General features: G+C 58.7%; 26 protein-coding genes. 16 read left to right on the top strand and 10 right to left on the bottom strand.

All coding sequences use genetic code 11. The features are described from left to right. Positions 1-5: 5 nt before the first annotated feature. The 7 genes from VHB22_RS12480 (at position 6) to VHB22_RS12450 (ending at position 5,662) form a co-directional block, all read left to right on the top strand. Positions 6-1,334, top strand: a complete 1,329-nt coding sequence (locus tag VHB22_RS12480) for an ATP-dependent DNA helicase (protein WP_325457304.1) — start codon at positions 6-8, stop codon at positions 1,332-1,334. A gap of 259 nt (positions 1,335-1,593) precedes the next feature. After that, positions 1,594-2,070 (top strand): phasin family protein, encoded by a 477-nt coding sequence (locus VHB22_RS12475; protein WP_325457303.1) that lies wholly within the window; start codon positions 1,594-1,596, stop codon positions 2,068-2,070. 149 nt (positions 2,071-2,219) lie between these two features. Next, the gene (locus tag VHB22_RS12470) at positions 2,220-2,726 is read left to right on the top strand and encodes a GNAT family N-acetyltransferase (RefSeq protein ID WP_325457302.1); all 507 of its coding nucleotides are present in this window, start codon (positions 2,220-2,222) and stop codon (positions 2,724-2,726) included. Between the two features lie 137 nt (positions 2,727-2,863). Next, positions 2,864-3,394 carry an inorganic diphosphatase gene (gene ppa, locus VHB22_RS12465; RefSeq protein ID WP_325457301.1) on the top strand — a complete coding sequence of 177 codons (531 nt, stop codon included), beginning with the start codon at positions 2,864-2,866 and terminating at the stop codon, positions 3,392-3,394. Between the two features lie 123 nt (positions 3,395-3,517). Next, entirely contained in the window at positions 3,518-4,324 is an 807-nt protein-coding gene (gene dapB / locus VHB22_RS12460; protein ID WP_325457300.1) for a 4-hydroxy-tetrahydrodipicolinate reductase, read from the top strand. 49 nt (positions 4,325-4,373) lie between these two features. Continuing rightward, a complete protein-coding gene (locus tag VHB22_RS12455) occupies positions 4,374-5,036 on the top strand; it encodes a 2,3-bisphosphoglycerate-dependent phosphoglycerate mutase (RefSeq protein WP_325457404.1) in 663 nt (220 codons plus the stop codon). Between the two features lie 29 nt (positions 5,037-5,065). After that, on the top strand, positions 5,066-5,662 hold the full coding sequence (locus VHB22_RS12450) for a DUF4337 domain-containing protein (RefSeq protein WP_325457299.1): 597 nt from the start codon (positions 5,066-5,068) through the stop codon (positions 5,660-5,662). A 3-nt stretch (positions 5,663-5,665) separates the two neighbouring features. On the opposite strand, the gene VHB22_RS12445 is transcribed toward VHB22_RS12450, so the two are convergent. Then, the gene (locus tag VHB22_RS12445) at positions 5,666-6,748 is read right to left on the bottom strand and encodes a M23 family metallopeptidase (protein ID WP_325457298.1); all 1,083 of its coding nucleotides are present in this window, start codon (positions 6,746-6,748) and stop codon (positions 5,666-5,668) included. Between the two features lie 46 nt (positions 6,749-6,794). Here VHB22_RS12445 and leuB point away from each other — a divergent pair, with 46 nt between their 5' ends. Further along, a complete protein-coding gene (gene leuB / locus VHB22_RS12440; protein ID WP_325457297.1) occupies positions 6,795-7,910 on the top strand; it encodes a 3-isopropylmalate dehydrogenase in 1,116 nt (371 codons plus the stop codon). Between the two features lie 93 nt (positions 7,911-8,003). Here leuB and VHB22_RS12435 read toward each other — a convergent pair whose 3' ends face one another. Next, positions 8,004-8,450 (bottom strand): hypothetical protein, encoded by a 447-nt coding sequence (locus tag VHB22_RS12435; protein WP_325457296.1) that lies wholly within the window; start codon positions 8,448-8,450, stop codon positions 8,004-8,006. A gap of 195 nt (positions 8,451-8,645) precedes the next feature. Between VHB22_RS12435 and VHB22_RS12430 the strand changes: the two genes are divergently transcribed. Then, a complete protein-coding gene (locus tag VHB22_RS12430) occupies positions 8,646-9,674 on the top strand; it encodes an aspartate-semialdehyde dehydrogenase (RefSeq protein WP_325457295.1) in 1,029 nt (342 codons plus the stop codon). 56 nt (positions 9,675-9,730) lie between these two features. Here the strand turns inward: VHB22_RS12430 and VHB22_RS12425 are convergent, their stop codons facing one another. The 6 genes from VHB22_RS12425 to dapF all read right to left on the bottom strand — a co-directional run bounded on the left by VHB22_RS12425 (position 9,731) and on the right by dapF (position 15,004). After that, complete coding sequence (locus VHB22_RS12425; RefSeq protein WP_325457294.1) at positions 9,731-10,207, bottom strand: MarR family transcriptional regulator; 477 nt, start codon at positions 10,205-10,207, stop codon at positions 9,731-9,733. Between the two features lie 246 nt (positions 10,208-10,453). Next, positions 10,454-11,059: a septation protein A gene (locus VHB22_RS12420; RefSeq protein ID WP_325457293.1), complete on the bottom strand. Its 606-nt coding sequence runs from the start codon at positions 11,057-11,059 to the stop codon at positions 10,454-10,456. A gap of 8 nt (positions 11,060-11,067) precedes the next feature. After that, entirely contained in the window at positions 11,068-11,730 is a 663-nt protein-coding gene (locus tag VHB22_RS12415) for an inner membrane-spanning protein YciB (protein ID WP_325457292.1), read from the bottom strand. Positions 11,731-11,753: 23 nt separating this feature from the next. Then, positions 11,754-12,821 (bottom strand): signal recognition particle-docking protein FtsY, encoded by a 1,068-nt coding sequence (ftsY, locus tag VHB22_RS12410; protein ID WP_325457291.1) that lies wholly within the window; start codon positions 12,819-12,821, stop codon positions 11,754-11,756. Beyond that, positions 12,818-14,086 carry a tRNA (N(6)-L-threonylcarbamoyladenosine(37)-C(2))-methylthiotransferase MtaB gene (mtaB, locus tag VHB22_RS12405; protein WP_325457290.1) on the bottom strand — a complete coding sequence of 423 codons (1,269 nt, stop codon included), beginning with the start codon at positions 14,084-14,086 and terminating at the stop codon, positions 12,818-12,820. The genes ftsY and mtaB overlap by 4 nt, the downstream gene beginning before the upstream one ends. A gap of 48 nt (positions 14,087-14,134) precedes the next feature. After that, positions 14,135-15,004: a diaminopimelate epimerase gene (gene dapF / locus VHB22_RS12400; RefSeq protein ID WP_325457289.1), complete on the bottom strand. Its 870-nt coding sequence runs from the start codon at positions 15,002-15,004 to the stop codon at positions 14,135-14,137. 529 nt (positions 15,005-15,533) lie between these two features. Here dapF and VHB22_RS12395 point away from each other — a divergent pair. Beyond that, positions 15,534-16,094, top strand: a complete 561-nt coding sequence (locus VHB22_RS12395) for an acyloxyacyl hydrolase (RefSeq protein ID WP_325457288.1) — start codon at positions 15,534-15,536, stop codon at positions 16,092-16,094. A gap of 33 nt (positions 16,095-16,127) precedes the next feature. Here the strand turns inward: VHB22_RS12395 and VHB22_RS12390 are convergent, their stop codons facing one another. Continuing rightward, entirely contained in the window at positions 16,128-17,420 is a 1,293-nt protein-coding gene (locus tag VHB22_RS12390; RefSeq protein WP_325457287.1) for a DUF2130 domain-containing protein, read from the bottom strand. A 519-nt stretch (positions 17,421-17,939) separates the two neighbouring features. Here VHB22_RS12390 and ffh point away from each other — a divergent pair. The 4 genes from ffh (at position 17,940) to rimM (ending at position 21,018) form a co-directional block, all read left to right on the top strand. Continuing rightward, entirely contained in the window at positions 17,940-19,535 is a 1,596-nt protein-coding gene (ffh, locus tag VHB22_RS12385) for a signal recognition particle protein (RefSeq protein WP_325457286.1), read from the top strand. Positions 19,536-19,577: 42 nt separating this feature from the next. After that, positions 19,578-19,946: a 30S ribosomal protein S16 gene (gene rpsP / locus VHB22_RS12380; protein ID WP_325457285.1), complete on the top strand. Its 369-nt coding sequence runs from the start codon at positions 19,578-19,580 to the stop codon at positions 19,944-19,946. A gap of 361 nt (positions 19,947-20,307) precedes the next feature. Further along, positions 20,308-20,445, top strand: a complete 138-nt coding sequence (locus VHB22_RS12375) for a hypothetical protein (protein ID WP_325457284.1) — start codon at positions 20,308-20,310, stop codon at positions 20,443-20,445. Positions 20,446-20,469: 24 nt separating this feature from the next. Beyond that, the gene (rimM, locus tag VHB22_RS12370) at positions 20,470-21,018 is read left to right on the top strand and encodes a ribosome maturation factor RimM (protein WP_325457283.1); all 549 of its coding nucleotides are present in this window, start codon (positions 20,470-20,472) and stop codon (positions 21,016-21,018) included. Here the strand turns inward: rimM and VHB22_RS12365 are convergent. After that, positions 21,015-22,256, bottom strand: a complete 1,242-nt coding sequence (locus VHB22_RS12365) for an FAD-dependent monooxygenase (protein WP_325457282.1) — start codon at positions 22,254-22,256, stop codon at positions 21,015-21,017. The genes rimM and VHB22_RS12365 overlap by 4 nt on opposite strands. Before the next feature lie 107 nt (positions 22,257-22,363). Between VHB22_RS12365 and tesB the strand changes: the two genes are divergently transcribed. Together tesB and VHB22_RS12355 are read left to right on the top strand one after the other, a co-directional pair. Next, entirely contained in the window at positions 22,364-23,260 is an 897-nt protein-coding gene (gene tesB, locus VHB22_RS12360; protein WP_325457281.1) for an acyl-CoA thioesterase II, read from the top strand. A 226-nt stretch (positions 23,261-23,486) separates the two neighbouring features. Next, positions 23,487-23,626, top strand: a 140-nt coding sequence (locus VHB22_RS12355; RefSeq protein WP_325457403.1) for a P-II family nitrogen regulator, incomplete at its 3' end; no start/stop codon positions are given.

Genomic DNA, 23,626 nt, shown 5'->3' with positions numbered 1-23,626 from the left:
AGTGAATGACGCGGGGAGCGGACAACGCCGTGATTTGGCCAAAGGGCGTAACTCCGACACCGGCTTTCGAGCAGGCCGCACGTTTTCTGGAACAGCCCGGCGGCAATCTTTTTGTCACCGGCCGCGCTGGCACCGGAAAATCGACACTCCTGAAAGCGCTTCGGGATGCATATGCCGACCGCATGGTCGTACTCGCGCCGACCGGTCTCGCGGCCATTAACATCGGCGGCCAGACAATCCATTCATTCTTCGGCTTTCCGCCGCGGCTCATCCAAGACAGCGATATCAAGCGGAGCCGCAACGGCCGGGTGATGCGCAAGCTTGAGTTCCTCGTGATCGACGAGGCCTCGATGGTTCGTTCCGATCTCATGTGGGCCATCGATCGTGCCATGCGCGTCAACCGGGGCCGCCCGCGCGAGCCCTTCGGCGGCGCTCGCGTGCTCCTATTTGCCGACCTGCATCAATTGCCACCGGTCGTCCAGGAGCCCGAAGTGCTGGCGCATCTCGTCGAGACGCACGGCAGCCCGTTCTTTTTCCTGATCGAAGCTCTGCGCGAAGGCCAAGGCACGGCGCTCTTGGAGCTCGATCAAATTTTCCGGCAAACGGATGACGATCTGATCCGTGTTCTGAACGCCGTCCGTGAGGGCAACGTCAGCGACAGCGATCTGGACTTCATCAACAAACGCGTCAGCCCGATACGCACCCTTGCCGAAGGTGAGCCCTACGTCATTCTGACGACGACCAATGCGGCCGCGAAGCGTATCAACGCCCGTTATGTCGAGTCTCTCCCCGAGCGCGCCGTTCGCTTCAACGCAACGATCACAGGAGACTTTAACGCCAATCTTGAGCCGGCCGATCCAGCCCTCGAACTAAAACCCGGCGCCAAGGTCATGATGCTCCGAAACGACCCCGACAAACGCTGGGTCAACGGCACCATCGCTCGCATCTCGCGACTGACCGAGAAACAGGTTTTCGTCGAGATTGCCGGGCGCGAATATGAAGTTGAGCCGGTGGCTTGGGAGCACCGTCGCTACGCTTTCGATCAGTCGCAGGAAAAAATCGTCGAGACGGTCGCCGGCACCTTCAAGCAATTTCCGCTACGGCTCGCGTGGGCTCTGACGATACACAAGGCGCAGGGTCTGACCCTGGACAAAGTCTACGTTGACCTCGGTTCTGGGACCTTCGCACACGGACAGACGTATGTCGCGTTATCGCGCTGCCGGACGCTTGAAGGCCTCGCGCTCGCCCGCCCGCTGACAAGGCGCGATGTAATGTTCGACTCCGAAGCCCTTCGATATCGCGATGTATTTCCGGAGCTTCCGGCACAACCTTAAGACAAGGAATCGGTTTCGCACATGCGAAGTAGAGGATAGGTATTTACCTACCCCTTAAGGTTGACGTAGGATAGTTTAGAGACATAAGGCCGCGCTTCAAAGGCCTGACTGAGGCCATTTTTTGAACGCGCCGCAAAAAAGATGTTGCGGCGCACAAAATATGCGCGTATATAAGAATTCATGGTTTCGCTACGAGCGCCAACCGCATTGCCTAATTTAGAAGCACGTTTCGCATTTCAAAAAAGCTCAGGAGTCCCCCATGAACGATGCCTTCACCCGTCAAGTTCAAGATTTTACCCGTCAAGCGCAGGAGATGTTCACCGCTGGCAAGGACGCCAAGGTGCCGGAGAATGTTTCGGCGTTCGCCGAGGACGCCATCGCGAAATCGCGCGACGCGTATCATAAGTTTACGAGCTTCGCGAAAGACAACGCCAAGGTTGCCGAGGAAGTCTTGCTGACGACCCAGGCCGGCGCGAAATCAATCGGCGAGAAGATCGTCGCCAATACGCTTGCCAACACGGAAGCTGCTTTCGAAGCCGCCCAGGCAATGGCCCGCGCGCGGACTTTCCCGGAAATCGCCCGCCTGCAAGCAAACTATTGGCAGCAGCAGTTCGCAGTCGTCGGTTCCCAGTCGAAAGAACTCTTCGAACTTTCAAACAAGGTTACGAAGCAGGCGCTTGAGACGGTCGGCGCGGCGACGACGAAGTCGTTCGATCAGTTCAAGTCCGCAAACTGACTTGCGGCGGGTCACGATTTAAGACGCGCCGATACGTGGGGCACTTCCTCAGATTAAGCTATTGCGCGAGGCGAAAGTCTCGCGCTTTTTATTTTCTATGACGTACGAGACTAGGTGCGTTCCGCTGCAGATCGCGCTAAACTCCGAGTATGTTAAATCAGCGTCTCGAAGTTTCGATCCGTAATGCTCGACCGAGCGACGCTCCGGCACTCGCTCGGATTTTTCGCGAATCCTGGCGTTTAGCATATACCGGGATCTTACCCGGACAGCATCTCGAACACGAAATTCAACGCCGCGATACCACATGGTGGCGACGCGCGATCACCGCCGAGCACAATCTGCTTGTTGTTCTGCACGACGATCACATCGCCGGCTACGCGACCTGCGGCCGGGCACGCGGGGGCCGCCGCGACACGGGCGAGATCTATGAGCTTTATCTGTCGCCGATCTATCAAGGTATCGGCATCGGCGAGCATTTGTTCGAGGCATGCCGCGCGACACTCGACAATCTCGGTCTCGAACGTTTGATCGTCTGGGCGCTCGCGGAAAACGAAAGAGCCCGCGCCTTCTATCTGCGCTGCGGAGGTCGGCCCACACGCCGCTCCTGCGTCCGTTTCGGCAAATCGGTTAATGCTCGCATTGCCTACGAATGGTGATTTAGCCGCTTGTCATTCGGTTGCGGCCGCGCACGCCGCAAAACATGTCGCGGTTCATGCGACGTAAGCCGCGTTGTGCATCGTCGCGTTTCCGGGCAAGTGTCGTCACCGATTCCCACCTACCTTAGAGGTCGCTCATGCGTCTCGACGCAATCAAACCTGGCAATAATCCGCCGGAAGACATCAACGTCGTCATCGAAGTTCCGGTCGGCGGCGAGCCGATCAAATACGAGATGGATAAGGCCTCGGGCGCGCTCGTCGTCGACCGCTTCCTCTACACGCCGATGCGCTATCCCGGAAACTACGGCTTCGTTCCGCACACGCTGTCGCAAGATGGCGATCCAATAGACGTTTTGGTCTGCAACACGCGCGCGATTGTACCCGGCGGCGTCATTAACTGCCGTCCGGTCGGCGTCCTAGTGATGGACGACGAAAACGGCGGCGACGAAAAAATAATCGCGGTCCCGTCGAGCAAGCTGACCAAGCGCTACGATAATGTGAGGACATATACCGATCTTCCCCAAATCTCGGTGGAGCAGATCGAGCACTTCTTCGCGCATTATAAGGATCTTGAAGCCGCCAAGTGGGTCAAGATTAAGCATTGGGGTCATGCCGACGAGGCCAAAGCCATGATCGTCGATGCGGTGGAACGCGCGAAGTCCGCCTGAGGCCGTTCCCGTTGACCATCTAGGCTGCAAATCCGATTTCAGCCTCTCTCCACTTCCTCTCCCCCGATGCGGTTGCTATATCGGCCGCGCCGGATGCTATCCTCTAACCAGCTGGGAGACGAGATGAAGATCGCAGTCATGGGCGCGGCGGGCCGCATGGGCCGCCAGCTGATCGCCGCGATCGCTGCGGAACCGGGTTGTACGCTCAGCGGCGCCACGGAACCCGCTGGTTCATCGATGCTTGGCAAAGACGCCGGCGAACTTGCAGGACTTGAGCGCCTGGGCGTAGCGGTGTCGAGCGATACAGCCGCCGTCATCGCCGCTGCCGATGCCATCGTCGATTTCACCATTCCGAAGGCGAGCGTTGAATTTGCGGAACTCGCGGCTCGGTCGGGGACCGCGCATATCATCGGAACCACGGGCTTCGACAAAGTCTCCGAAGCGGCCATCGCCGCTGCCGCAAGGAAGATCGCCATCGTCAAAGCCGGAAACATGAGCCTCGGCGTCAACTTGCTGGCAGCGCTGACACGGCAAGTGGCAGCGGCTCTCGGGAACGACTTCGATATCGAAATTGTTGAAATGCATCATCGCATGAAGATCGATGCACCATCCGGCACGGCGTTGATGCTGGGAGAGGCGGCCGCAGAAGGACGCGGTATTTCTCTCGCTGAGCGTTCAGTGCGCGTCCGCGACGGACACACCGGCCCCCGCCAAAGCGGCGATATAGGCTTTGCAACTCTCCGCGGCGGCACCGTCGTCGGCGATCACACCGTCATCTTCGCGGGCGAAGGCGAGCGCATCGAGCTGACCCATCGTGCAACCGACCGCGGCATTTTTGCGCGAGGGGCCGTCAAGGCGGCAATGTGGACGAAAGATCGCGCTCCCGGGCTTTATGCCATGACGGACGTACTTGGTATTCGTAACTCTTGAGAACGGCCAACATGGCCGGAAACCCACAGACGAGCACATGACAGACGCGCTGACAGATAACATTCTCGTGCTCGTGCGCCACGGCGAAAGCGAATGGAACAGACTGAACCTGTTCACCGGCTGGCGTAATCCGGATTTGACCGAAAAGGGATTGATCGAAGCCCGAGTCGCTGGCCGGATGATCCGCGATCATCGCGTCAAGTTCGACATCGCCTTCACCAGCAATTTGAAACGCGCCCAACACACCCTTGATATCATTCTCGCCGAACTCAATCAGCCGGACGTTCCAATCATCCGCGACGCTGCCCTCAACGAACGCGATTACGGCGAGCTATCAGGCCTCAATAAAGATGAAGCCCGTAAAAAGTGGGGTGAATCTCAAGTCCAACTATGGCGGAGGTCCTATGATGTCCCGCCGCCCGGCGGAGAGAGCCTCAAAGACACGCTGGAGCGCGTGCGTCCCTACTACGACAAAGCCATCTGGCCACAGATCACACAAAGTAAGAATGTCATCATCGCCGCGCATGGCAATTCATTACGCGCACTAGTAATGATCCTGGAAGGCTTGAATAAAGACGAAATCCTCGAGCGTGAACTCGCGACCGGGGCGCCGATTTTGTACCGGCTCGGAGCCGACGGCCACGCGATTGACAGGAAGGATCTCCTCCCGGCACGCTCCTTGGCAGCGCCTCCTGAAGACAGGATCATGTAGAGCGCGCTCGCTTACGGGGGAATGAATGCATGGCGTGGGAAGAATTAGGCCTCGAAGCCGACCGGGAAAATAGCAGAAATCGCGACAAGCTCGTCGGCGTCTATATCGGCATTCTTGCCGTCATACTGGCGATTTGCAGCATGGGTGGCAGCAATGCCGATCAGGATTCCACTCAGCAGAATATTGCCGCATCGAATGTGTGGGCCTTTTTTCAAGCCAAGAATGCCCGGCGCCAAGCCCTCCGTCTGACGGCTGACGAATTCGACATCATGCTCAAATCGAACCCTGCGATGCCTGACGACGTGAAGAAGTCTATCGAGACCAAAATATCCGACTATCGCGCACAGGATAAACTGCTCACCACCGACCCCAAGAGCGGCGAAGGCCTAGACGAGCTGTTCAACAAAGGCAAAGCACTCGAAGCCCTTCGCGATGACGCGCTGAAACGCGGCCCGTACTTCGATTACGGCCAAGCTCTCTTGCAAATCGCGATTGTCCTCGCGTCCGTCGCGATTATCTCGGGCGGCAATTTTCTTCTGTTCGCGAGCTTCATTTTGGGAGCACTCGGGACCGCCGCGACCGTCGGCGGCTTTACGCTCGCGTTTCCCCTGCCGTTCGCAGGCTGACGCTCATTTCAGATCGTACGCCGCGAGAGCCGTCGCAATGACAGCTTCGTCGCGCAGGAGTTGCACGCGGCCGTCATAATGTCCCGCCGCCCATTTGGCTTCGCCTCGCCGCTTTCCCATGAACGGCACATAGGTCGCCATATTCCGCGTCAACGGAGCGGTCGTCTCATTGAAGACCTCACCTTGCGGGCCGGATGCCTCGAAATGAATCCGGTCGCCTTTCAACACATTGATGAAGCGGCCATAAAGCACGAAAATATCGGACTTCGGACTGAGCTGCAGGATATCCCGGTCATCGACCTCAAGCGCATCCGCGCTGGGTGGCGCACCGGCAAATCCGATCGCCAGCAACTCACCGTTTCGATACGGAAATGCCGCCGCGGCCGAAGGCTCCCAAAGACTGCGGCTTCTCGGATCTTTGACGCACGCACCATCGCTGCTTTCCGGCAAAAACGGATCGACGATTTTCCCGTCGTGGCGCACCGTCAAATGAACGTGTGCGAAGCTCGCCATGCCAGAGAACCCCACATCGCCCAGCCGGTCGCCGCGTTTAATCGCCTGCCCCTTCGTCACGCGAATACTTCCCCTTCGCATGTGGCAGTACTGCGTTTCCCAACCCGATCCGTGATCGAGAATGACGCCGTTGCCGCATTCGCGCCCCGTCAGGTCGGCGCCCTTGCCAAGCTTGAAGAACTTATCTTCGACGCCGTCGCGAAGAGCTTTGACCGTGCCGTCCGCAGCGGCGACGACTGGAACGCTGGATTCAGCCCGCTTCGCAGACAGGATCCGAAAATCGACTCCGCTGTGCTGATCGTAGGTCGCCGACCCGCAAGCGTAATCGCGGAGGCCTGGGCCGGGATCTACATCGACGTAATTCTGAATAAAGCAGGTCTTGTGGGGTTCACAGACAAGCGGCAACGACAGAACCGGGCGGTCGTCGGATAGCGCGGGAACCACAGTCGACCCCACCACCCAAAAGGTGCAAGCGAACGGTAACCATCGCGCTCCAACCGCCATCGCATCCTCTGCGCCAAAGTGCCTTTTTCCCGTCTGCCGCTTGCCCGGCGGCAGCTGGAACGTTAGCACTCCGGCGATCGATTTCCCTAACGTCACCGCTCAAGGATAGCCGCCCATGACCACGCATTCGCTTTTACTCCTCCCCGGCGACGGGATCGGCGTCGAAACGATCGCAGAGGTCGAGCGGCTCATCACGTTCTTCAATGCCAAGAGCAACACGGCCCGCTTTCACGTCGAACGCGATCTGGTTGGCGGCGCGGCTTTCGATGCCCACGGCGTCGCAATTACAGATGAAGCTATGGCCAAGGCGCAGAAAGCCGACGCCGTCATGTTCGGCGCCGTCGGTGGCCCGAAGTGGGCGAGCGTCCCCTATCAGCATCGCCCCGAGGCCGGTCTCCTGCGCTTGCGCAAAGACCTGGACCTGTTCGCCAACCTCCGGCCCGCAATATGCTATCCGGCGCTTGCCGACGCTTCGAGCCTCAAGCGCGAGCTTGTCGAAGGCCTCGACATCATGATCGTTCGCGAGCTGACCGGCGGCGTTTATTTCGGCGAGCCGAAAGAAATCGTGACACTTGAGAACGGAGAACGCCGCGCCGTCGATACGCAGCTCTACACCACACACGAAATCGAACGCATCACCAAGGTCGCGTTCGACTTGGCCCGCAAGCGCCGTAACCTCGTGCACTCGGCCGAAAAGCACAATGTCATGCGCACCGGGGTCCTCTGGAAACAGGTCGCGACCGAGGTGCACAAGTCATATGCCCCCGACGTCAAGCTTGAGCACATCCTGGCCGATAACTGCGCGATGCAGCTCATCCGCAATCCCAAACAGTTCGACGTTATCGTCACCGACAATTTGTTCGGCGACGTGTTATCGGACGAAGCCGCGATGATGACCGGCTCGCTCGGCATGCTGCCGTCGGCGTCACTGGGTGCACCCGATCCGAAGACTGGCCGCCGCAAAGCTTTGTACGAACCCGTTCACGGCTCTGCACCCGATATTGCCGGTCAATGCCTCGCAAACCCCATCGCGACGATCGCGTCTTTCGGCATGGCGCTGCGCTATTCCTTCGACATGGCCAAAGAAGCCGATCTCGTCGATCAAGCGATCGCGCGCGTGCTCGATAAAGGCCTGCGCACGGGCGACATCATGCAGCCTGGCATGACCAAGGTCGGCACGGGCGAGATGGGCAAAGCCATCGAAACCGAGCTCAAAACACTCGCGGCCTAAGCGCCGGGAGCCTGCGCCTAGAGGCCGGTTCCCTCAGTACCGCGCCTTCTAGCCGGCTCTGCGAAGCGGAGTCGGAAGGCGCAAAGAAAGAACCTAAACGCTCGGAGCGTCTCGACAGGCGCTGGCCTTGCCTTGCAAAGCGCCTCGCGCCGTCCAGCTTGGCTTGCTGCCGCGAGGTCCCGGCGCCGCTGCCTCGGTCCGCGAAACGAAATAGAATTCATAGCAATTGGTATCGACGCGAGCGACGCGGTAGCAGCCACCCGACGCGTCGAAATCATAAATGGTGCAAAGCGTCCCGCCGGTAACCGACCAATGGCCGCCGAGCGTCAGCCTTGCTTCCCTATAAAAAAGCCGTCCGTCTACCGCGTAACGTTCCGTAAACGCTTTGCCGCTGGCATAACGGCCGTCGATTGTCGCCCCGTTGAATTGCTGCAAAATCTCGGTCTGCGTAAGCCAACGGGCCTGCACGGCCCATACCGGTTGCGCGACAAGGCCCGCCGCCACCGGCAGTATAGCAAAGGCGAATCTCGCGAGGTGCATCTTGGTTCAATTCCAAACTGATGCGATCACAGCAAAGAATGGTCAATAGAATGTGACCCGAACATGCCCGGAGCGTCGAAATAGCTGGCTAACCTTGAAACTTTGGGGTGAGCCGCGTATGTGATCGCATTGGGACCATCCGCCGCGCAGGCCGACGCTCGTCGCCAACACCGGCAAATTATTCAAGGATACCGAATGGGCTACAAGGTCGCCATCGTCGGCGCTACCGGCAACGTAGGCCGCGAGATGTTAAACGTTCTCGCCGAGCGTAAATTTCCGATCAGCGAATTGTATCCGCTAGCGTCGCGCCGCTCGATCGGCACCGAGGTTTCATTCGGCGATTCCGTCATCAAATGCCGCGACCTCGAAACGTTCGACTTTAAGGGCGTCGATTTTTGCCTGATGTCGGCAGGCTCGACCGTCTCGAAAGAATGGTCGCCACGGATCGGTGCGCAGGGCACGATCGTCATCGATAATTCTTCGTGCTGGCGCTACGACCAGGACGTCCCCCTCGTCGTGCCGGAAGTCAATAGCGACGCGGTACGTGGATTCACCAAGAAGAACATCATTGCCAATCCGAATTGCTCGACCGCGCAACTCGTGGTGGCGCTGAAGCCTCTTCACGATGCAGCAATCATAAAGCGCGTCGTCGTCTCGACCTACCAGTCTGTCTCCGGCGCCGGCAAGGACGCAATGGACGAGCTGTGGCATCAGACCAAAGGCAAGTACGTCCCCGGTCAGGAAGTCGAGCCGAAAAAGTTCACGAAGCAGATCGCATTCAACTGCATTCCTCAGATCGACGTCTTCATGGAAGACGGGTACACGAAAGAGGAATGGAAGATGCTGGCCGAGACGAAAAAGATTCTCGATCCGAAGATCCGTCTGACAGCGACGTGCGTCCGCGTGCCGGTCTTCGTCGGCCATTCCGAAGCAGTGAACATCGAATTCGAGAAGCCGATTAGCCCTGAAGAAGCGCGCGAGATTTTACGCTCGGCGCCGGGCATTGAAATCATCGACAAGCGCGAGCCCGGCGGTTACATCACGCCGGTCGAAGCTGCCGGCGAATTTTCAACGTTCGTCTCACGAATTCGCGAAGATTCGACCGTCGAGAACGGTTTGACGATGTGGATCGTCTCGGACAATCTGCTGAAAGGCGCTGCTCTCAACGCAGTCCAGATCGCGGAAACGCTCGTCCATCAGCGGCTCGTTCCTCAGGCCGCCTAGCCGAAGCACCCTCGCCACAAAACTTGCAAACGAATTTGTTCCGGCTGGCGGCAACGTCAGCCTGAATGCTTTGCAGCCTCTTTTTCCTTGCGGCGCGCAAGCGCTTCGACGATCGCATTCAGATCCTGCAGGAAGCGGTCCCGCTGCGTCCCCGGTAAGCTCGCCAGAATCCGCTCGTCGACACGACGTGCCAGCGGATCATGGCTCTTCAAGACGCGCATGCCCTCGTCGGTGAGTTTAACCGAATACGCGCGCGCATCCTCGCGCGTTCGCCGGCGTTGAAGCAGACCCTTCTTCAGCATCCGCCGAACGACGTCCGCGAGCGTCGAGCGATCGATGCCGGTCAACTCGACCAACTGCGTCTGGCTCAAACCCTCGTTGTGGGAGACGGTGAGAAGAACGGCATACTGCCGGGGTGTGAGATCGTCGCTTCCGAGCTCGATCTGGAACATCTCGGCAGCACATTGCCCTGCCCTATGCAGAAGATGCAGCGGCGAACGCTCAAGGCGATTATTTGCGGATTCTTTTGCCATTCCGTGTCCTAGCGAAAACGTCCCCCCATTCGCGGAATGGAAATGCCCCGAATACCGCGCATTTGGCACAGTGTTCGTGGCGACGACTCGCTTCGTGCTAAAGTTTAATGCTGACCTCAAAACACGATAGGCAGCATTTCGTCCAGCAGAAATGCTGATCGATTGGCAAAAATTTAGTAAAGACCGCGCACAATTGAACGTATACAGATTATATCACAAGAAATATCGCAGTAATGCTTAAATTGATCATCCACGCTCGGAGGTTGAAACCTCGTATTTCTTCAACAGCCCGATTTGCGACAGCGCGAATACAAACGTGATGGGCATAATCCCAAAGACTTTAAAAGCGACCCAAGTATCAGTCGAAAAGCCTCGCCACATCACTTCATTGAGCAAAGCAAGGAAAACGAAGAACAACGCCCAGCGCAGCGTCAGAATACGCCAACCTTCTTCGGACAAACGCATCACGTCGCCGAAGACAATCTTTAGGAACAGTCGCCCGGTCGCCAATCCGGTGAAGAGAATAGTTGCAAAGAGCCCGTTGACGATCGTCGGCTTGATTTTGATGAAATGATCATCCTGCAACCACAATGTTAGACCGCCGAACACCAAAACGAACACACTGGTGATAAGCGGCATAACCGCGATCCGCCCCAGCAGAAGCTGCGAGGCAATAAGTGAGACAACCGTCGCCACCATGAATGCGCCGGTTCCGGTGTAGATTCCATAATGACTGTTCGCAAAAAAGAAGACCAACAGCGGGCCGAACTCGACCACGAGCTTGATCAGCTGCTTGCGATCGAATTGCTGTCCATCTTCCGTTGTCTCAAGCGTCTTGTTCTCGTCCGACATGCTGGGCCTCAGTCGTGCGCAGGGTCAGGAAGGCGATACTTTTGCATGAGGCGCGTCAGAACCCAAGCATAGAGCCCTGAGACCGGAAGCACGATCGCGATCTTGAAGAGAATCCAAACGTTCACGCCGCTCATCTCGTATCCCATCAATAGATAGGACTGATCGTCATGAAACGTCCGTCGGACGTATTCGTTCGCGATTGCCGTTAAGATGAAGAAAAAAGCGAAGCTCCAAGTAAACTTGTTCCAGCCTTCGTCGGTATAGCGAAATGTCTTCTCGAAGACATACTGGAAGAAATTGTGCTTCACGAACAAGCCGCCGATCAAAAAGACGGCGAACAGCGCGTTAAAGATCGTGACCTTAATCTGAACCCACATGGGATCGCCCGTGAGGAGCGTCAGGGTTCCAAAAGCAATTGTCACGCTCGAAGCGATCAAGGGAAAGATCGGCGGCCGGTGAAACATATAAAACATCACGCCTATCGCCATCAGCGTCGTGACGATCAAAGCCCATGTTCCAGCCTCTATGCCTGCCACGGCGTTGACGACAAACATCGTCACCAGCGGCCCGAATTCGCTTAGGATGTTGATGGTCTGTTCGGCATTGAACGGATACCAACCCTTGCGCGCTTGCATTGCCGGAGTAGTGCGAACATTCACGTCTTGCGTCATCGAACGATCCATCCCCCGAAATTTCAAATTCCAGCAATAGCCTGAGCGAACTCCGCGGCCGAAAACGGTTGCAAATCGTCGGCCCCTTCGCCGACACCGATCGCATGCACCGGCAATTTATGTTTTGCCGCGATCGCGACGAGGATGCCACCGCGGGCCGTACCATCGAGCTTCGTCATAACCAGGCCCGTCACGTTTGCACGATCACGAAAGACCTCGACCTGCTGCAAGGCGTTTTGCCCAGTTGTGGCATCGAGCACGAGAATGACGTCGTGCGGCGCAGTCGAATCCAGCTTCTTTAAAACGCGTATGACCTTTTCGAGTTCTTCCATCAAGGCTTGTTTGTTTTGCAGACGCCCGGCGGTATCGAGCAAAAGCACGTCCGCACCAGACGTTTGCGCCTCCTTTAAGGCGTCGAAGGCAAGGCCGGAGGCATCTTCGCCAACTTTACGCGCGACAACTGGACACCCCGTCCGCTCGCCCCAGACTTTCAATTGATCTATCGCTGCAGCGCGAAACGTGTCGCCCGCGGCAAGCACAACCGACTTACCCTCGGCTCTCAGTTTCTGAGCGAGCTTCCCGATCGTCGTCGTTTTACCGGTTCCGTTGACCCCGACCATCATGACGACGTGTGGCTTCCTCGACGGATCGATTTCGAGTCGTTTCGCGACAGGGGACAGCACGCGCTCGACTTCCTTCGCAAGAATGCCGCGAACCTCGTCAGCCGAAATTCCTTTTTCAAACCGTCCTTTGCCGATCGCCGCGGTGATGTTTCCGGTCGTAGTGATGCCGAGATCCGATTGAATCAAAAGATCTTCGAGGTCATCGATCGTCGCCGCATCGAGCTTGCGCTTGGAAAAGAGATCCGTGATGCCGGAGGAAAGCTTCGCCGAAGTCTTGCCAAGTCCTGATTTAAGCTTCTGCAGCCAACCGCCTCTGCTCGGCGCTGGTGCTTCAGGTTCGGACGGCACGGCGACTGCAACCGTTTCGGACTTCTGCGATGTCTCAGCAGGAGAATGTTCCGACGCCGTCTGTGATCCGCCGCGAAACCGCGCAAAGAATCCCTTGCCTTTTTCGTTCTTCTCGCTCACGCGCAAACCTCACCGATCAAACGCGCTGGCGTAGCGCCCGTGATACGGGTACGCACGATTCGACCGGCCGTCATACGCGCGTCGGCTCTGTCTCGCACATCGACCTCGGCAAACTGCGGCGTTCGGCCCTTGCCGTCCCCTTCGATCAGCACATCGATGATGCGTCCGTTCTGTTTCGCCAAATAAGAGGCAAGCACTGCGTTGCCTTTTGCGCGCAACTCCGCTGCGCGCTCCTTGATCACCGGGCCAGGCACCTGCGGCATGCGCGCGGCGGGCGTACCGCGCCGCGGTGAAAACGGAAACACGTGCAAGTACGTCAGCCCGCATTCATCAACGATTTTGCTTGAGTTTGCGAACATCTCATCCGTTTCTGTTGGAAATCCAGCAATTAAGTCGGCACCAAAAACGATATCCGAACGAAGCGCCCGCGCCCTTTCGCAAAACGTAAGGGCATCGCTCCGGCTGTGCCGCCGCTTCATGCGTTTCAGCGTCATGTCATCGCCCGCCTGCAACGAGAGATGCAAATGCGGCATCAGACGTTCTTCTTCGCCCAGCGCGATCATCAAATCCCCGTCAACTTCAACTTGGTCGATGGATGAAAGGCGCAGTCGTGCGAGGTCCGGCACGTGCTTTAGAATTTGGCGCACCAGCTTACCAAGCGTCGCAACACCCGGAAGATCGCGTCCATAGGATGTGATATCGACGCCCGTCAGAACGATTTCCGCATATCCGTTCTCGACGAGCTTACGCACCTGCGCCACGACTTCGCCGGCCGGCACCGACCGCGAAGGTCCGCGTCCGAACGGAATGATGCAAAACGTGCAACGATGATCGCACCCGTTCTGGATCTGCACGTAGGCGCGCGTACGCGAACCGAACCCGTCGATCATGTGCAGCGCCTGCTCGCGCACGGCCATGATATCGTTCACCTGGACGCGTGCACTCGATGCCGTCGACAATCCTCCGAATGTCGAAGCGTGCATTTTTTCCGCGTTGCCGATAACGAAATCGACTTCGGGCATGTCGGAAAAACGGTGCGCTTCCGTCTGCGCCGCGCAACCTGTCACGATGATGCGCGCATCCGGCTTGTCGCGGCGAAGGCGCCGGATCGTCTGCGCAGCCTGACGCACGGCCTCGCCCGTGACGGCGCACGTATTGACGATCACCGCGTGCTCAAGGCCAGCATCCCGCGCATGCCGGCGCATCACCTCGGACTCGTAAGCGTTGAGGCGACAGCCGAGCGTAATAACTTCAGGTTCAGACATAGACCAATGTCACACTTTCGGTGGAATCAGGTGGATCAACGCCGCATTCTACACCGGCGCGGCAGCAAGCTTCGTTAGATCGAGGACGTCCTCGTATTCAAATTCGACAGGACCCGTCATCAAGATACGATTGTTTGCAGTCCATTCGATGGTGAGCGTACCGCCCGGCAGCGTCACGTCGACCGTCCGCTCCGTCAGACGCTTCCGTGCCGCCGACACAGCTGTACCGCATGCCGCCGACCCGCACGCTTGCGTCAGACCCGCGCCCCGTTCCCACGTTCTGACCCTGATTGACTTCGGCGACGTGACCTGCGCCAGCGAAATATTGGCGCGCTCCGGAAACACGGGATGATTTTCGAGCAACGGCCCGAAACGTGCGAGATCGAACGCATCGACGTCGTCGACCCAGAAAATCGCGTGCGGATTGCCGACATTCACCACCGATGGCGAATGCAAGACCGGCTTGTCGATCGGACCGACCTGAAGCTCGATCGCGCGCGTGTCGCGGAACTCTTCCGCAAGCGGAATGTCCTGCCAGTCGAAACGCGGCTCACCCATATCGACAGTAATCGCCGTTTGATCGCGAACGACCGTATCGAGAATCCCAGCGCGCGTTTCGACTTTGAACCGCGGGCGTCCAAGATCCTTTGCCAAAAACCAAGCGACGCAACGCATGCCGTTACCGCAAGCCCCGGCTTCCGAACCGTCCGTATTGTAGATGCGCACCAGCGATTCCGTCCCGCGTGTTATCGGCGCGTGCAGAACCATCATTTGATCGAAATGCGATCGCTCCTCGGCCGCGATGGCGGCAACCTCTGCCGCCGTAAAAACTGTTGAGCTGCCACGCAAATCCACCACGACGATCTCGTTTCCGAGGCCGTTCATTTTAACGAAAGGAAGAGACCGGGTGCCGTTCATGCCGCCTTATATGGCGAGAACCGCACGAATTGACAATTCGCGCGACGCAGCGTGGAAATTATCCAATGAAATGGCCCGGCCGGATGTCCGCCCCCCGGAACAAAGACGGAAGCTGAGCCGTTTATCGACACTGTCCCGCCTTGCCCTGAACCTTCCGTGACCGCCCATGCCCAGCGTTTCCGTCCGACGCACGCGCCCGCGCCAGCGACCCAACCGGCTTCTCTTCCGGATCGCGTTCGCTCGGGCGCGTCCCTGCTACTGTTATGGCTGCATTTGCCTCACCAAGGAGGAACGCGCTTACGAGCGGCGCGTCTTCCGGCTTGCCAGGGCTTGGGGGCACTATCTGAACCAGGAGCGACGACGCCTGGAGCAAGAGCAACAGACGGGGTAGGCATGGCCAGGCGGCATATCCGAACATTAAAACCTGTGACCCCGGCGCACGCTTGTGAGATTTTCGAACGCAGATAGCTTGTCGCTGATCGCAAAAAAGCGCACACGTGTCCTCCCCTTGGTGGGGACTTGGCGGACAATGAAATCTTTAGCTCGCGCAGCAGCTATCGCTGGCCTCGCAGTGGCGTTTGCCGCAGGCGTGGCCGGCGATGCCTTCGCCAACGATCTGCTTTATGCGTTGAAAATCGGCGCCTTGGCCCACGACGTTCCCGATCTGTGGAGCGGGTTTCAGGTCGAGCACAACGCTGTCGACATTAACATCGAGGCGCAGTTCAACGCGGCCTGGGCTTTGCCTTGGGGCGCAATCCGTCCCGTCATCGGAGGTTCGATCAACACCCGTGGCGAGACGAGCGACGGCTATATCGATGCCCGCTGGCAAGGCGATCTGCCGTCCGGCATCTTTTTCGGACTAGGCTTGGGCGCGGCAGTGCACGATGGAGAAATTGGCGGCGTGAACTCTGATCCGGACCGGAAATGGCTTGGCTCGCGCGTCCTGTTCCACATTCCGATGGAAGTCGGCTACCACCTCGACGAACACAACGACGTCGCGGTCTATTTTGAGCACATGTCGAACGCCTACACTCAGAAATATAATGAAGGTATGGACCGCATCGGCGTGCGTTACGGATACCGCTTCTAGCGCCGGCAGAACCCCGACGCCCATTCTATCTCCTTACTCAGCCGCAATCGGCTCGTCGCTATCATCGCGCTTGTCTTCGATGCCGGGCAGTTCGAAGCCATCGATCTCTTTCAGAGCCTTGCCTGCGATGCCTTGAAGATCGCCCATCATGCCCGCAGTCGCATCAAGCACGACGGTAATCTGTGCCTCGCGCTTCGCCCAAAGCTTCTGCATTGCCTTGCGCTCTTTCTCGAGATCGGCGCGCATCTCTGTGAACTTCTCGACGATCGCTCCGACACGCCGCCGGAAATGCGGCCCTGTCAGATACTCGTAGATGAGTTCCATCTTGCTTTGCTGGCCTTCACCGGCGGTGCGCGCAGCCGAAACATCGACGAGAAACTGGCGCAGCGCGAAGGCAACCGGAACGGCGCAGCGAAAATCCGTTACCCAAACGCCATCGACCAGATCGAAAGTCTGCACATCTTTCGGTAGCGTGGTCGAAACTATGATCGATACATCGGCTTTGGCACGGCGCTGATCCTCCCGCAGCTTCGGAATCCAATCCTTTGCCCAGCCCTTCGTACGTTTCGTCTCCCACAAAATCGTGCCGCACGGCGCACCCGACAAACCCGCCACGCGCTGAACGAGGTCGCCGCCGAATTCACCCTTCGGAACCGGCTCGATGCTGTCGAACGGGAATTTCGCACGCAGCAGGTTCTCGAACTCCAACTCCAGAACCTCGCCCTGCAATTGCTGCGAGCCCTGCTCCGCCTTGCGCTTCAGGTCCTCGATCTGCTTTGCCATCGAAGCGATCTGCTCTTCCCGTTCCTTCACGCGAAGACCGAGCGCCTCCTCTGCTTCCTGCTTGGCTTTCGCCCGCTCTGCCTCGAGGCCCGCATTGATCCCCTTTTGGACGTTCAACGCCGCTTCACGCTTGGCGTCCTCAAGCTCGCGCGTCTTTTTCTCGAACTCCGCCTGCGCCTTCTGCGCCTCCGCCAGCTTCTCGTCGCGCGCCTTTAAAACGCTCCGCAACTCCGCCAATGCCTTATTCTTCTCTTCGAGATCGCTTGCCAGAAGCTGCTTCGCCTTGGCCGCCTCTTCGCCCGCAATGCGCTGACGCTCAGCGGCGAGCTTTTCCGCGACTGTGGCTTCGACGGACGCGCGCGCCTTTTCCAAGGCCCCGGCCTGATCCCGCAGCGCCGCTTCACGAGCCGCGATCTCACGATTCCTTTCCGCCGCCTCAGCCTCATACTGCTGCTTGGTCTGCGCGATCAGCGGCGCCGCCAGCGACTCCGTGAGCGGGAATTCGTGTTTGCACTTCGGGCAAGCAATGATGGTATCGGTCAACGCGAGCGTCCTTTTCGAAAAGGCCTCCAACAATCCAGGGACTTTAACCTACTGTTCGTGTTATGTCCATGATTTATTCTCATAATATTCGCGTAATCCACCTTTTTCACGTGAATCGGCCGACAGCATCCAATCCGACTCGCGCCCCGGACTTGAAGAGGACCGTCCGTTTTTCGACCAGTTCGCTGGGGATAGCGACTCTCGCGCCGCGCCCTCGTTGACTTCGCCCCCCTTTTCCCGCATACCCACTCCATTCCGACGGCCCTGATCCTCAGAGCCGCCGCCCTGCACATGGCTTTTCTCCAGGGATAGCCGGGAGGCAGGGGGGTCAACATCCGGCAGCGCGTTGCGCTCCCGGGTGCGTTTATGCTTTGCGCCTTGAACAAGGGAGAAAGGCGACGACATCACTTCGACGAGCGCAGCAAGGCAAGCGGCCAATGGCCGCCAACGCGTTGCGCCACCTCCCCCAAAGACTTCGGGCCGACGGGGAACGAAGCGACCTCGCCGCGAGCGTATAATATGTTTCAATCGCTCTCAGACCGCCTCTCAGGCGTCCTCGACAAGCTGACGCGGCGCGGCGCGCTGACGGAAAGCGACGTCGTCGAGGCGATGCGCGAGGTGCGCCGTGCGCTGCTTGAAGCCGACGTGGCGCTCGATGTCGTCAAGGACTTCACCGAGAAGGTCAAAGCCAAGGCTGTTGGTGCGGAAGTCTTGCGCTCCGTCACGCCCGGCCAGATGGTCGTCAAGATCGTCAACGACGAACTCGTCGCGATGCTCGGCTCCGACGCACAGCCGATTGACCTCCACGCCGCACCGCCAGTCGGCATTCTGATGGTCGGCCTGCAAGGCTCTGGTAAAACGACCACGACCGCCAAGATCGCTTATCGCCTGACGAACCGCGATAAGAAGAAAGTGCTGATGGCGTCGCTCGACACGCGCCGCCCGGCAGCGCAGGAACAACTGCGCGTGCTCGGCGAGCAGACGAATGTCGCGACCCTTCCCATCATCGCAGGGCAGACTCCACTGCAGATCGCGCGCCGAGCCGAAGACGCCGCCAAGCTCGGCGGTTACGACGTCATCATCTACGACACGGCCGGTCGCGTCACCGTCGACGATGAGTTGATGGATGAAGTCCGCGACGTCAAAGCCGCGATCCACCCGCATGAAACGCTTCTCGTTGCCGACTCGCTAACCGGCCAGGACGCCGTCAACACGGCCAAAGCCTTTGATGGACGCATCGGCGTCTCGGGCATCGTCCTGACGCGCGCCGATGGCGACGGCCGCGGCGGCGCAGCGCTCTCGATGCGCGCCGTCACCGGCAAGCCGATCAAGCTTATCGGCGTCGGCGAAAAATGGGATGCGCTCGAAGATTTCCATCCCGGCCGCATAGCATCCCGCATCCTCGGCATGGGCGATGTCGTCTCGCTCGTCGAAAAGGCGGCGCAGACGATCGACGTCGAGAAGGCGACGAAAATCGCCGAAAAGATGAAGAAGGGGTCGTTCGACCTCGAAGACTTATCTGACCAGCTCGCTCAGATGCAGAAGCTCGGCGGCATGGGTGGCGTGCTCGGCATGTTGCCCGGCGTCGCCAAGATCAAAGGCCAGATTAACGAAGCGGGCCTCGACAAAAGCCTGGTGCATCAGCGCGCCATCATTTCTTCGATGACACCGAAGGAACGCCGCAATCCGAAAATCCTCGATGCCAAGAGAAAGCGCCGCGTTGCAGCCGGCTCGGGCACCAAGGTCGAAGACATCAACAAACTTCTGAAAATGCACCGCCAGATGGCGGACATGATGAAAACCATGGGCCGCAACGGCGGCATGCTGAACAAATTCCTTGGCCGCACGGGCGGTGGCCCGTCCGAAGCCGAGCTTCAATCCATGCAAGCAGAACTCGCGAAGCTTGATCCGAAAGCGCTCGAACAGCTTCCGGCCGATCTCAGAGAGCAGCTGGCCCAAGGCATACAGCCGTCCGTCAAAGGCGCGGGAAGCGCGCCCCAATTGCCTCAGGGATTGGGAGGTTTGCCGGGATTGGGCGGCGGTTTGCCGAAAGGTTTGCCCGGATTGGGTGGAGGAATGCCGAAATTCCCGGGGCTACCCGGAAAGAAACGTTGATCTTTGGAAATCACATTTTTCGAACACACAGGAGAACTCAAAATGTCGGTAAAAATTCGCCTCTCGCGCGGTGGCGCCAAGAAGCGTCCTTACTATTACGTTGTCGTCGCCCACAGCACGAGCCCGCGCGATGGCCGCTACATCGAACAAATCGGTACGTTCGACCCGATGTTGAAGAAGGATGACCCCAACCGCGCGAAATTCATCGAAGAGCGCGTCAAGCACTGGCTCAGCGTGGGCGCGCAGCCGACCGATCGCGTCCTCCGCCTCCTCGACGCGAAAGGGCTCGCCAAGCGCACACCCTCGAACAACCCGAACAAAGCAAAGCCGAAAAAGAAGGCTCAAGAACGCGCCGCCGCCGCTGCGGAAAAGGCGAAAGCTGCCGAAGGCGCCCAGGGCGAAGCAGCTTAAATCGTTAACAACTGTTACAGTTTGCAAAGCCTCCCCGGCTTTCGCCAGGGAGGCTTTTGTGTTGCCGATCGCACTGGCCCAAGATTTGGAGCAAGCTGCATCCTACAGTTGAAATGATACAAGTTCGTAAGAAATGATGTGCGCCAACGGACTCTATGAAGTCGCCCTAGTGGGACAAAGAAGATCGCGCGGCCCGCGGGGCCGCGCTCTGCTGGTCTGCCAAGACGGACGTTTGTTTGGCGCAGACCCGCGTGGTCGCCTCTATCGCGGCCGACTGCGCCTTTACGCCAAGCATGCTATCAGACGTGGCTTTGTAAATGCGGTCTGCGAAACACCGCCGCGCGCCAAGGTTGCCCCCGGCATGACAACAGAAATGTTGAGCGTCGTCTCGATCGCCGGCGAAATTGACCCCCTCGCACGAACGCAGAGCACGACTGTTCTGGTCGGTCGCAAGGCGGTCAACGTCGAGATTAAGTATCTTGGCCCCTTGCTGCCCTGAACTTTAAGCGCCATCAGACCAACCATGAAAATTGATGGTGACAAGCAAAGCGTTCTTCTCGGCGAGATCAGCGGCGTCCACGGCATTCGCGGCGACGTCCTGATCCGCACCTATACGGGAACGCCCGAAGCGATCGCGGACTATGGTCCGCTGTCCGATATAGCCGGCGAGAAAACTTTCACGATAAAAGTTGTCCGCACGACGGACAAAGGCGTCGTCGCACGCATCGACGGCGTAAATGACCGCACGGCTGGCGAAGCCTTACGCGGCACGAAACTGTATGTTGCGCGCAGCAAGCTTCCCGAAACAGAAGCCGCAGAATTTTACCACACCGATCTCATTGGAATGAAGGCCGTGGCGGAAGACGACACGCCGATCGGCAAGATCATCGCCGTGCAAAATTTCGGCGCGGGCGACTTGCTCGAATTGGAGCCGGCAACCGGCGGCGCAACAGAGTTCATTCCTTTTGACGATCGGTGGGTGCCGCGCGTCGATCTCGACGCAGGCGTCATCGTCGTCAACCGTCCCGAACCGAGCACCGAGACGGACGATGGCGAACCGAAAGAAGACTAAACCGGACAACCGCGCGCGAGCTTGGGCAAGTCGCCCGTCACGCCTGCGGCTTCTGCGATAATCAAACTTTTCGCCCCTCCGACCCGATCGAGAAGGCCCAGCGCCGCGCCGCGTCCGGCGCGCAGCAGGCTATTGTCGATACCGAAGATGCGATTAAGTCCGTCATAGAGAGACGCGGACATAAAGGAATCGAACCGCCGCCACTGTTGATAGCGTTCGAGATGAACGCCTGCGCCCAGGTCCAAACCGAGTCGCGCCGCGTCAGCCACGGTTTCGACAAGCGCGGCAGCATCCCGCAAAGCCAGATTGACGCCCTGCCCCGCAATCGGATGCACGCCATGCGCAGCGTCACCAATGAGCGCAAATCGATGCGCGATAAGCTGACGAGGCATGACGATATCGAGCGGCCAAGATTGTGGGCGACCGATAAGCGAAAGGTTGCCGAACCGGCCGCCGACCCGCAAATCGAGTTCGGCGAGAAAGCCAGCGTCGTCGAGTGCCATGACGCGGCGCGCTTCATCTTTGTTCGCACTCCACGTGATACATGCGCGATTGTCTTTAAGGGGAAGGATCGCAAACGGTCCGCCAGGAAGGAAATGCTGAATGGCGACACCGTGATGCGGCGCGCTGAATGCAACAGTCGCGACGATTCCGGTCTGACCATAGGCCCAGCCGACGGTTTTGATCCCAGCAGCGTCGCGCAGCTTCGAATGACGGCCGTCGGCCGCGATGCAGAGTGGCGCGCGAATGATTTCTCCGCCGCGAAGCGTGATTTCGGCCGCAGGTGCAGTGAGCGCCAACGCGTCGGCCTCTGCCGGGGCAATCCATGTCACCGAAGACTCAGTCTTGATCGACTCATAAAGCGCCGCACTCAATACACGCGCAGGCACCATAAATGCTGCGGGCTTGCCGTCGGGCGTTACCGCGTCATAGGTCACACGCGTTGGCCGGATGCCATCGGACAAAGCCGAATCCGAAATCTCGACGGACGACATAACCTGCGCCGCCGGCGCGATAGCTTCCCACACACCGAGACATTCGAGCACAGTTTTCGCCCCCGCCCAGATTGCGAAGGCGCGTCCATCCGAAGTTGCTGGTCCGCGCGACCGATCGATAATGGCAATCCGCAGGCCCGGTCCCAACGCCTGCAGCAAACCGCGAACAACTGCCAATCCGGCAAAACTCCCGCCAGCGACGATTATATCGAAAGAGCGGTTTGAAGGCTGAGTTGCAGACACGTGGGATGACCTCGACCCGGTTTTCAAGCTATGGGTGCGAGCTTAAGCCGTCTGGCAGTCGTTGTCTTCGACGGCCCGCCTGTCCCAATTTCTGAGAACTTTCCTCCATGCCAGCTCAACCGGAAGGCTCCTCTGCCCTTCAAAATCTGATCGCGACGCTCAACCTGGAGCCGCTGGAAGACAACCTGTTCCGTGGGCCGCGCTCAAATGAAGGCTGGCAGCGTGTCTACGGCGGCCTCGTTCTTGGCCAGTCGCTCGTTGCGGCAGCGTTAACGGTGGACCCGAACCGTCCGATTCACTCGCTACATGGCTATTTCTTGCTGGCAGGCGATCCCGAACGCGAGATCGTTTATGATGTCGAGCGCATCCGCGACGGCGGCAGCTTCACGACACGCCGTGTTCGCGCCATCCAGCATGGCCGCGCGATTTTTTCGATGAGTGCGTCCTTTCATAAAGCGGAAGACGGTTACGAGCACCAATCGACGATGCCGGAGGTTCCACCCCCCGAAGCACTGCCGAGCGCCAAAGAGCTGATGAGCGGCGTGATGGCGAACCTGCCGGAAAACATGCGCGGATATTGGCGCCGCGAACACCCGATCGACGTCCGTATTGTCGATGCGTCCCGCTATGCCAGCCGCGAGCCGCAACCTCCTGCACAGGCCATTTGGCTCCGGGCGAATGGTACGCTGCCCGACAGCCCGTATCTGCATCAGGCTGTCCTCGCCTATGCCTCCGATTTTACCCTCCTCGACACGGCGTTGATCGCGCACGGCAAGCTGCTTTTCGATCAAGACATCCAGCTCGCCAGCCTCGACCACGCCATGTGGTTCCACCGGCCATTCCGGGCCGACGACTGGCTTTTGTATGTCCAGGACAGTCCGAGCGCCTCAAGGGCGCGCGCTTACTGCCGCGGTGCCATTTTCGATCGTAGGGGTGGCCTTGTCGCGTCAACGGTCCAAGAAGGACTCATGCGGCCACGCGAAACGGCCTTTCCGATTAAATAATAGGCACGAACAAACAATTGCATATATTTTGTGCTCGATATCTGAGCGCGATGCCGCGCTCATAATCGCCGACGTCAATTTTCCATAGCCTAATCAATAGCCTGAGCAATCGAAAACGAGTTGGCACGTCTCTTGACTCCCTTGCGAACGTCTTCGCGGCAACAGCCGGCGAGAAGGTTCGTCAAACATCCGGTTGCGGCCGGTCAGGAAAGGAGGGGGCGTGTCCATGAAGCTCATTACAGCTGTGATCAAGCCGTTCAAGCTCGAGGAGGTACGCTCGGCGCTGACTGACCTCGGGCTGCAGGGCATGACCGTAACCGAGGTCAAAGGCTACGGCCGCCAAAAAGGCCACACGGAAATTTACCG

The sequence above is a fragment of the Hyphomicrobium sp. genome (assembly GCF_035548195.1).
Lineage (GTDB): Bacteria > Pseudomonadota > Alphaproteobacteria > Rhizobiales > Hyphomicrobiaceae > Hyphomicrobium_B.
The sequence above is the reverse complement of the archived record's forward strand: the minus strand, read 5'-3'. Positions and strand labels throughout refer to the sequence as shown.

Coding starts and splice junctions, on each gene's coding strand:
- VHB22_RS12480 (WP_325457304.1), top strand. CDS start 6: ATGACGCGGGGAGCGGACAACGCCGTGATTTGGCCAAAGGGCGTAACT.
- VHB22_RS12475 (WP_325457303.1), top strand. CDS start 1,594: ATGAACGATGCCTTCACCCGTCAAGTTCAAGATTTTACCCGTCAAGCG.
- VHB22_RS12470 (WP_325457302.1), top strand. CDS start 2,220: ATGTTAAATCAGCGTCTCGAAGTTTCGATCCGTAATGCTCGACCGAGC.
- ppa (WP_325457301.1), top strand. CDS start 2,864: ATGCGTCTCGACGCAATCAAACCTGGCAATAATCCGCCGGAAGACATC.
- dapB (WP_325457300.1), top strand. CDS start 3,518: ATGAAGATCGCAGTCATGGGCGCGGCGGGCCGCATGGGCCGCCAGCTG.
- VHB22_RS12450 (WP_325457299.1), top strand. CDS start 5,066: ATGGCGTGGGAAGAATTAGGCCTCGAAGCCGACCGGGAAAATAGCAGA.
- leuB (WP_325457297.1), top strand. CDS start 6,795: ATGACCACGCATTCGCTTTTACTCCTCCCCGGCGACGGGATCGGCGTC.
- VHB22_RS12435 (WP_325457296.1), bottom strand. CDS start 8,450: ATGCACCTCGCGAGATTCGCCTTTGCTATACTGCCGGTGGCGGCGGGC.
- VHB22_RS12430 (WP_325457295.1), top strand. CDS start 8,646: ATGGGCTACAAGGTCGCCATCGTCGGCGCTACCGGCAACGTAGGCCGC.
- VHB22_RS12425 (WP_325457294.1), bottom strand. CDS start 10,207: ATGGCAAAAGAATCCGCAAATAATCGCCTTGAGCGTTCGCCGCTGCAT.
- VHB22_RS12420 (WP_325457293.1), bottom strand. CDS start 11,059: ATGTCGGACGAGAACAAGACGCTTGAGACAACGGAAGATGGACAGCAA.
- VHB22_RS12415 (WP_325457292.1), bottom strand. CDS start 11,730: ATGACGCAAGACGTGAATGTTCGCACTACTCCGGCAATGCAAGCGCGC.
- mtaB (WP_325457290.1), bottom strand. CDS start 14,086: ATGTCTGAACCTGAAGTTATTACGCTCGGCTGTCGCCTCAACGCTTAC.
- dapF (WP_325457289.1), bottom strand. CDS start 15,004: ATGAACGGCACCCGGTCTCTTCCTTTCGTTAAAATGAACGGCCTCGGA.
- VHB22_RS12395 (WP_325457288.1), top strand. CDS start 15,534: ATGAAATCTTTAGCTCGCGCAGCAGCTATCGCTGGCCTCGCAGTGGCG.
- ffh (WP_325457286.1), top strand. CDS start 17,940: ATGTTTCAATCGCTCTCAGACCGCCTCTCAGGCGTCCTCGACAAGCTG.
- rpsP (WP_325457285.1), top strand. CDS start 19,578: ATGTCGGTAAAAATTCGCCTCTCGCGCGGTGGCGCCAAGAAGCGTCCT.
- VHB22_RS12375 (WP_325457284.1), top strand. CDS start 20,308: ATGACAACAGAAATGTTGAGCGTCGTCTCGATCGCCGGCGAAATTGAC.
- rimM (WP_325457283.1), top strand. CDS start 20,470: ATGAAAATTGATGGTGACAAGCAAAGCGTTCTTCTCGGCGAGATCAGC.
- tesB (WP_325457281.1), top strand. CDS start 22,364: ATGCCAGCTCAACCGGAAGGCTCCTCTGCCCTTCAAAATCTGATCGCG.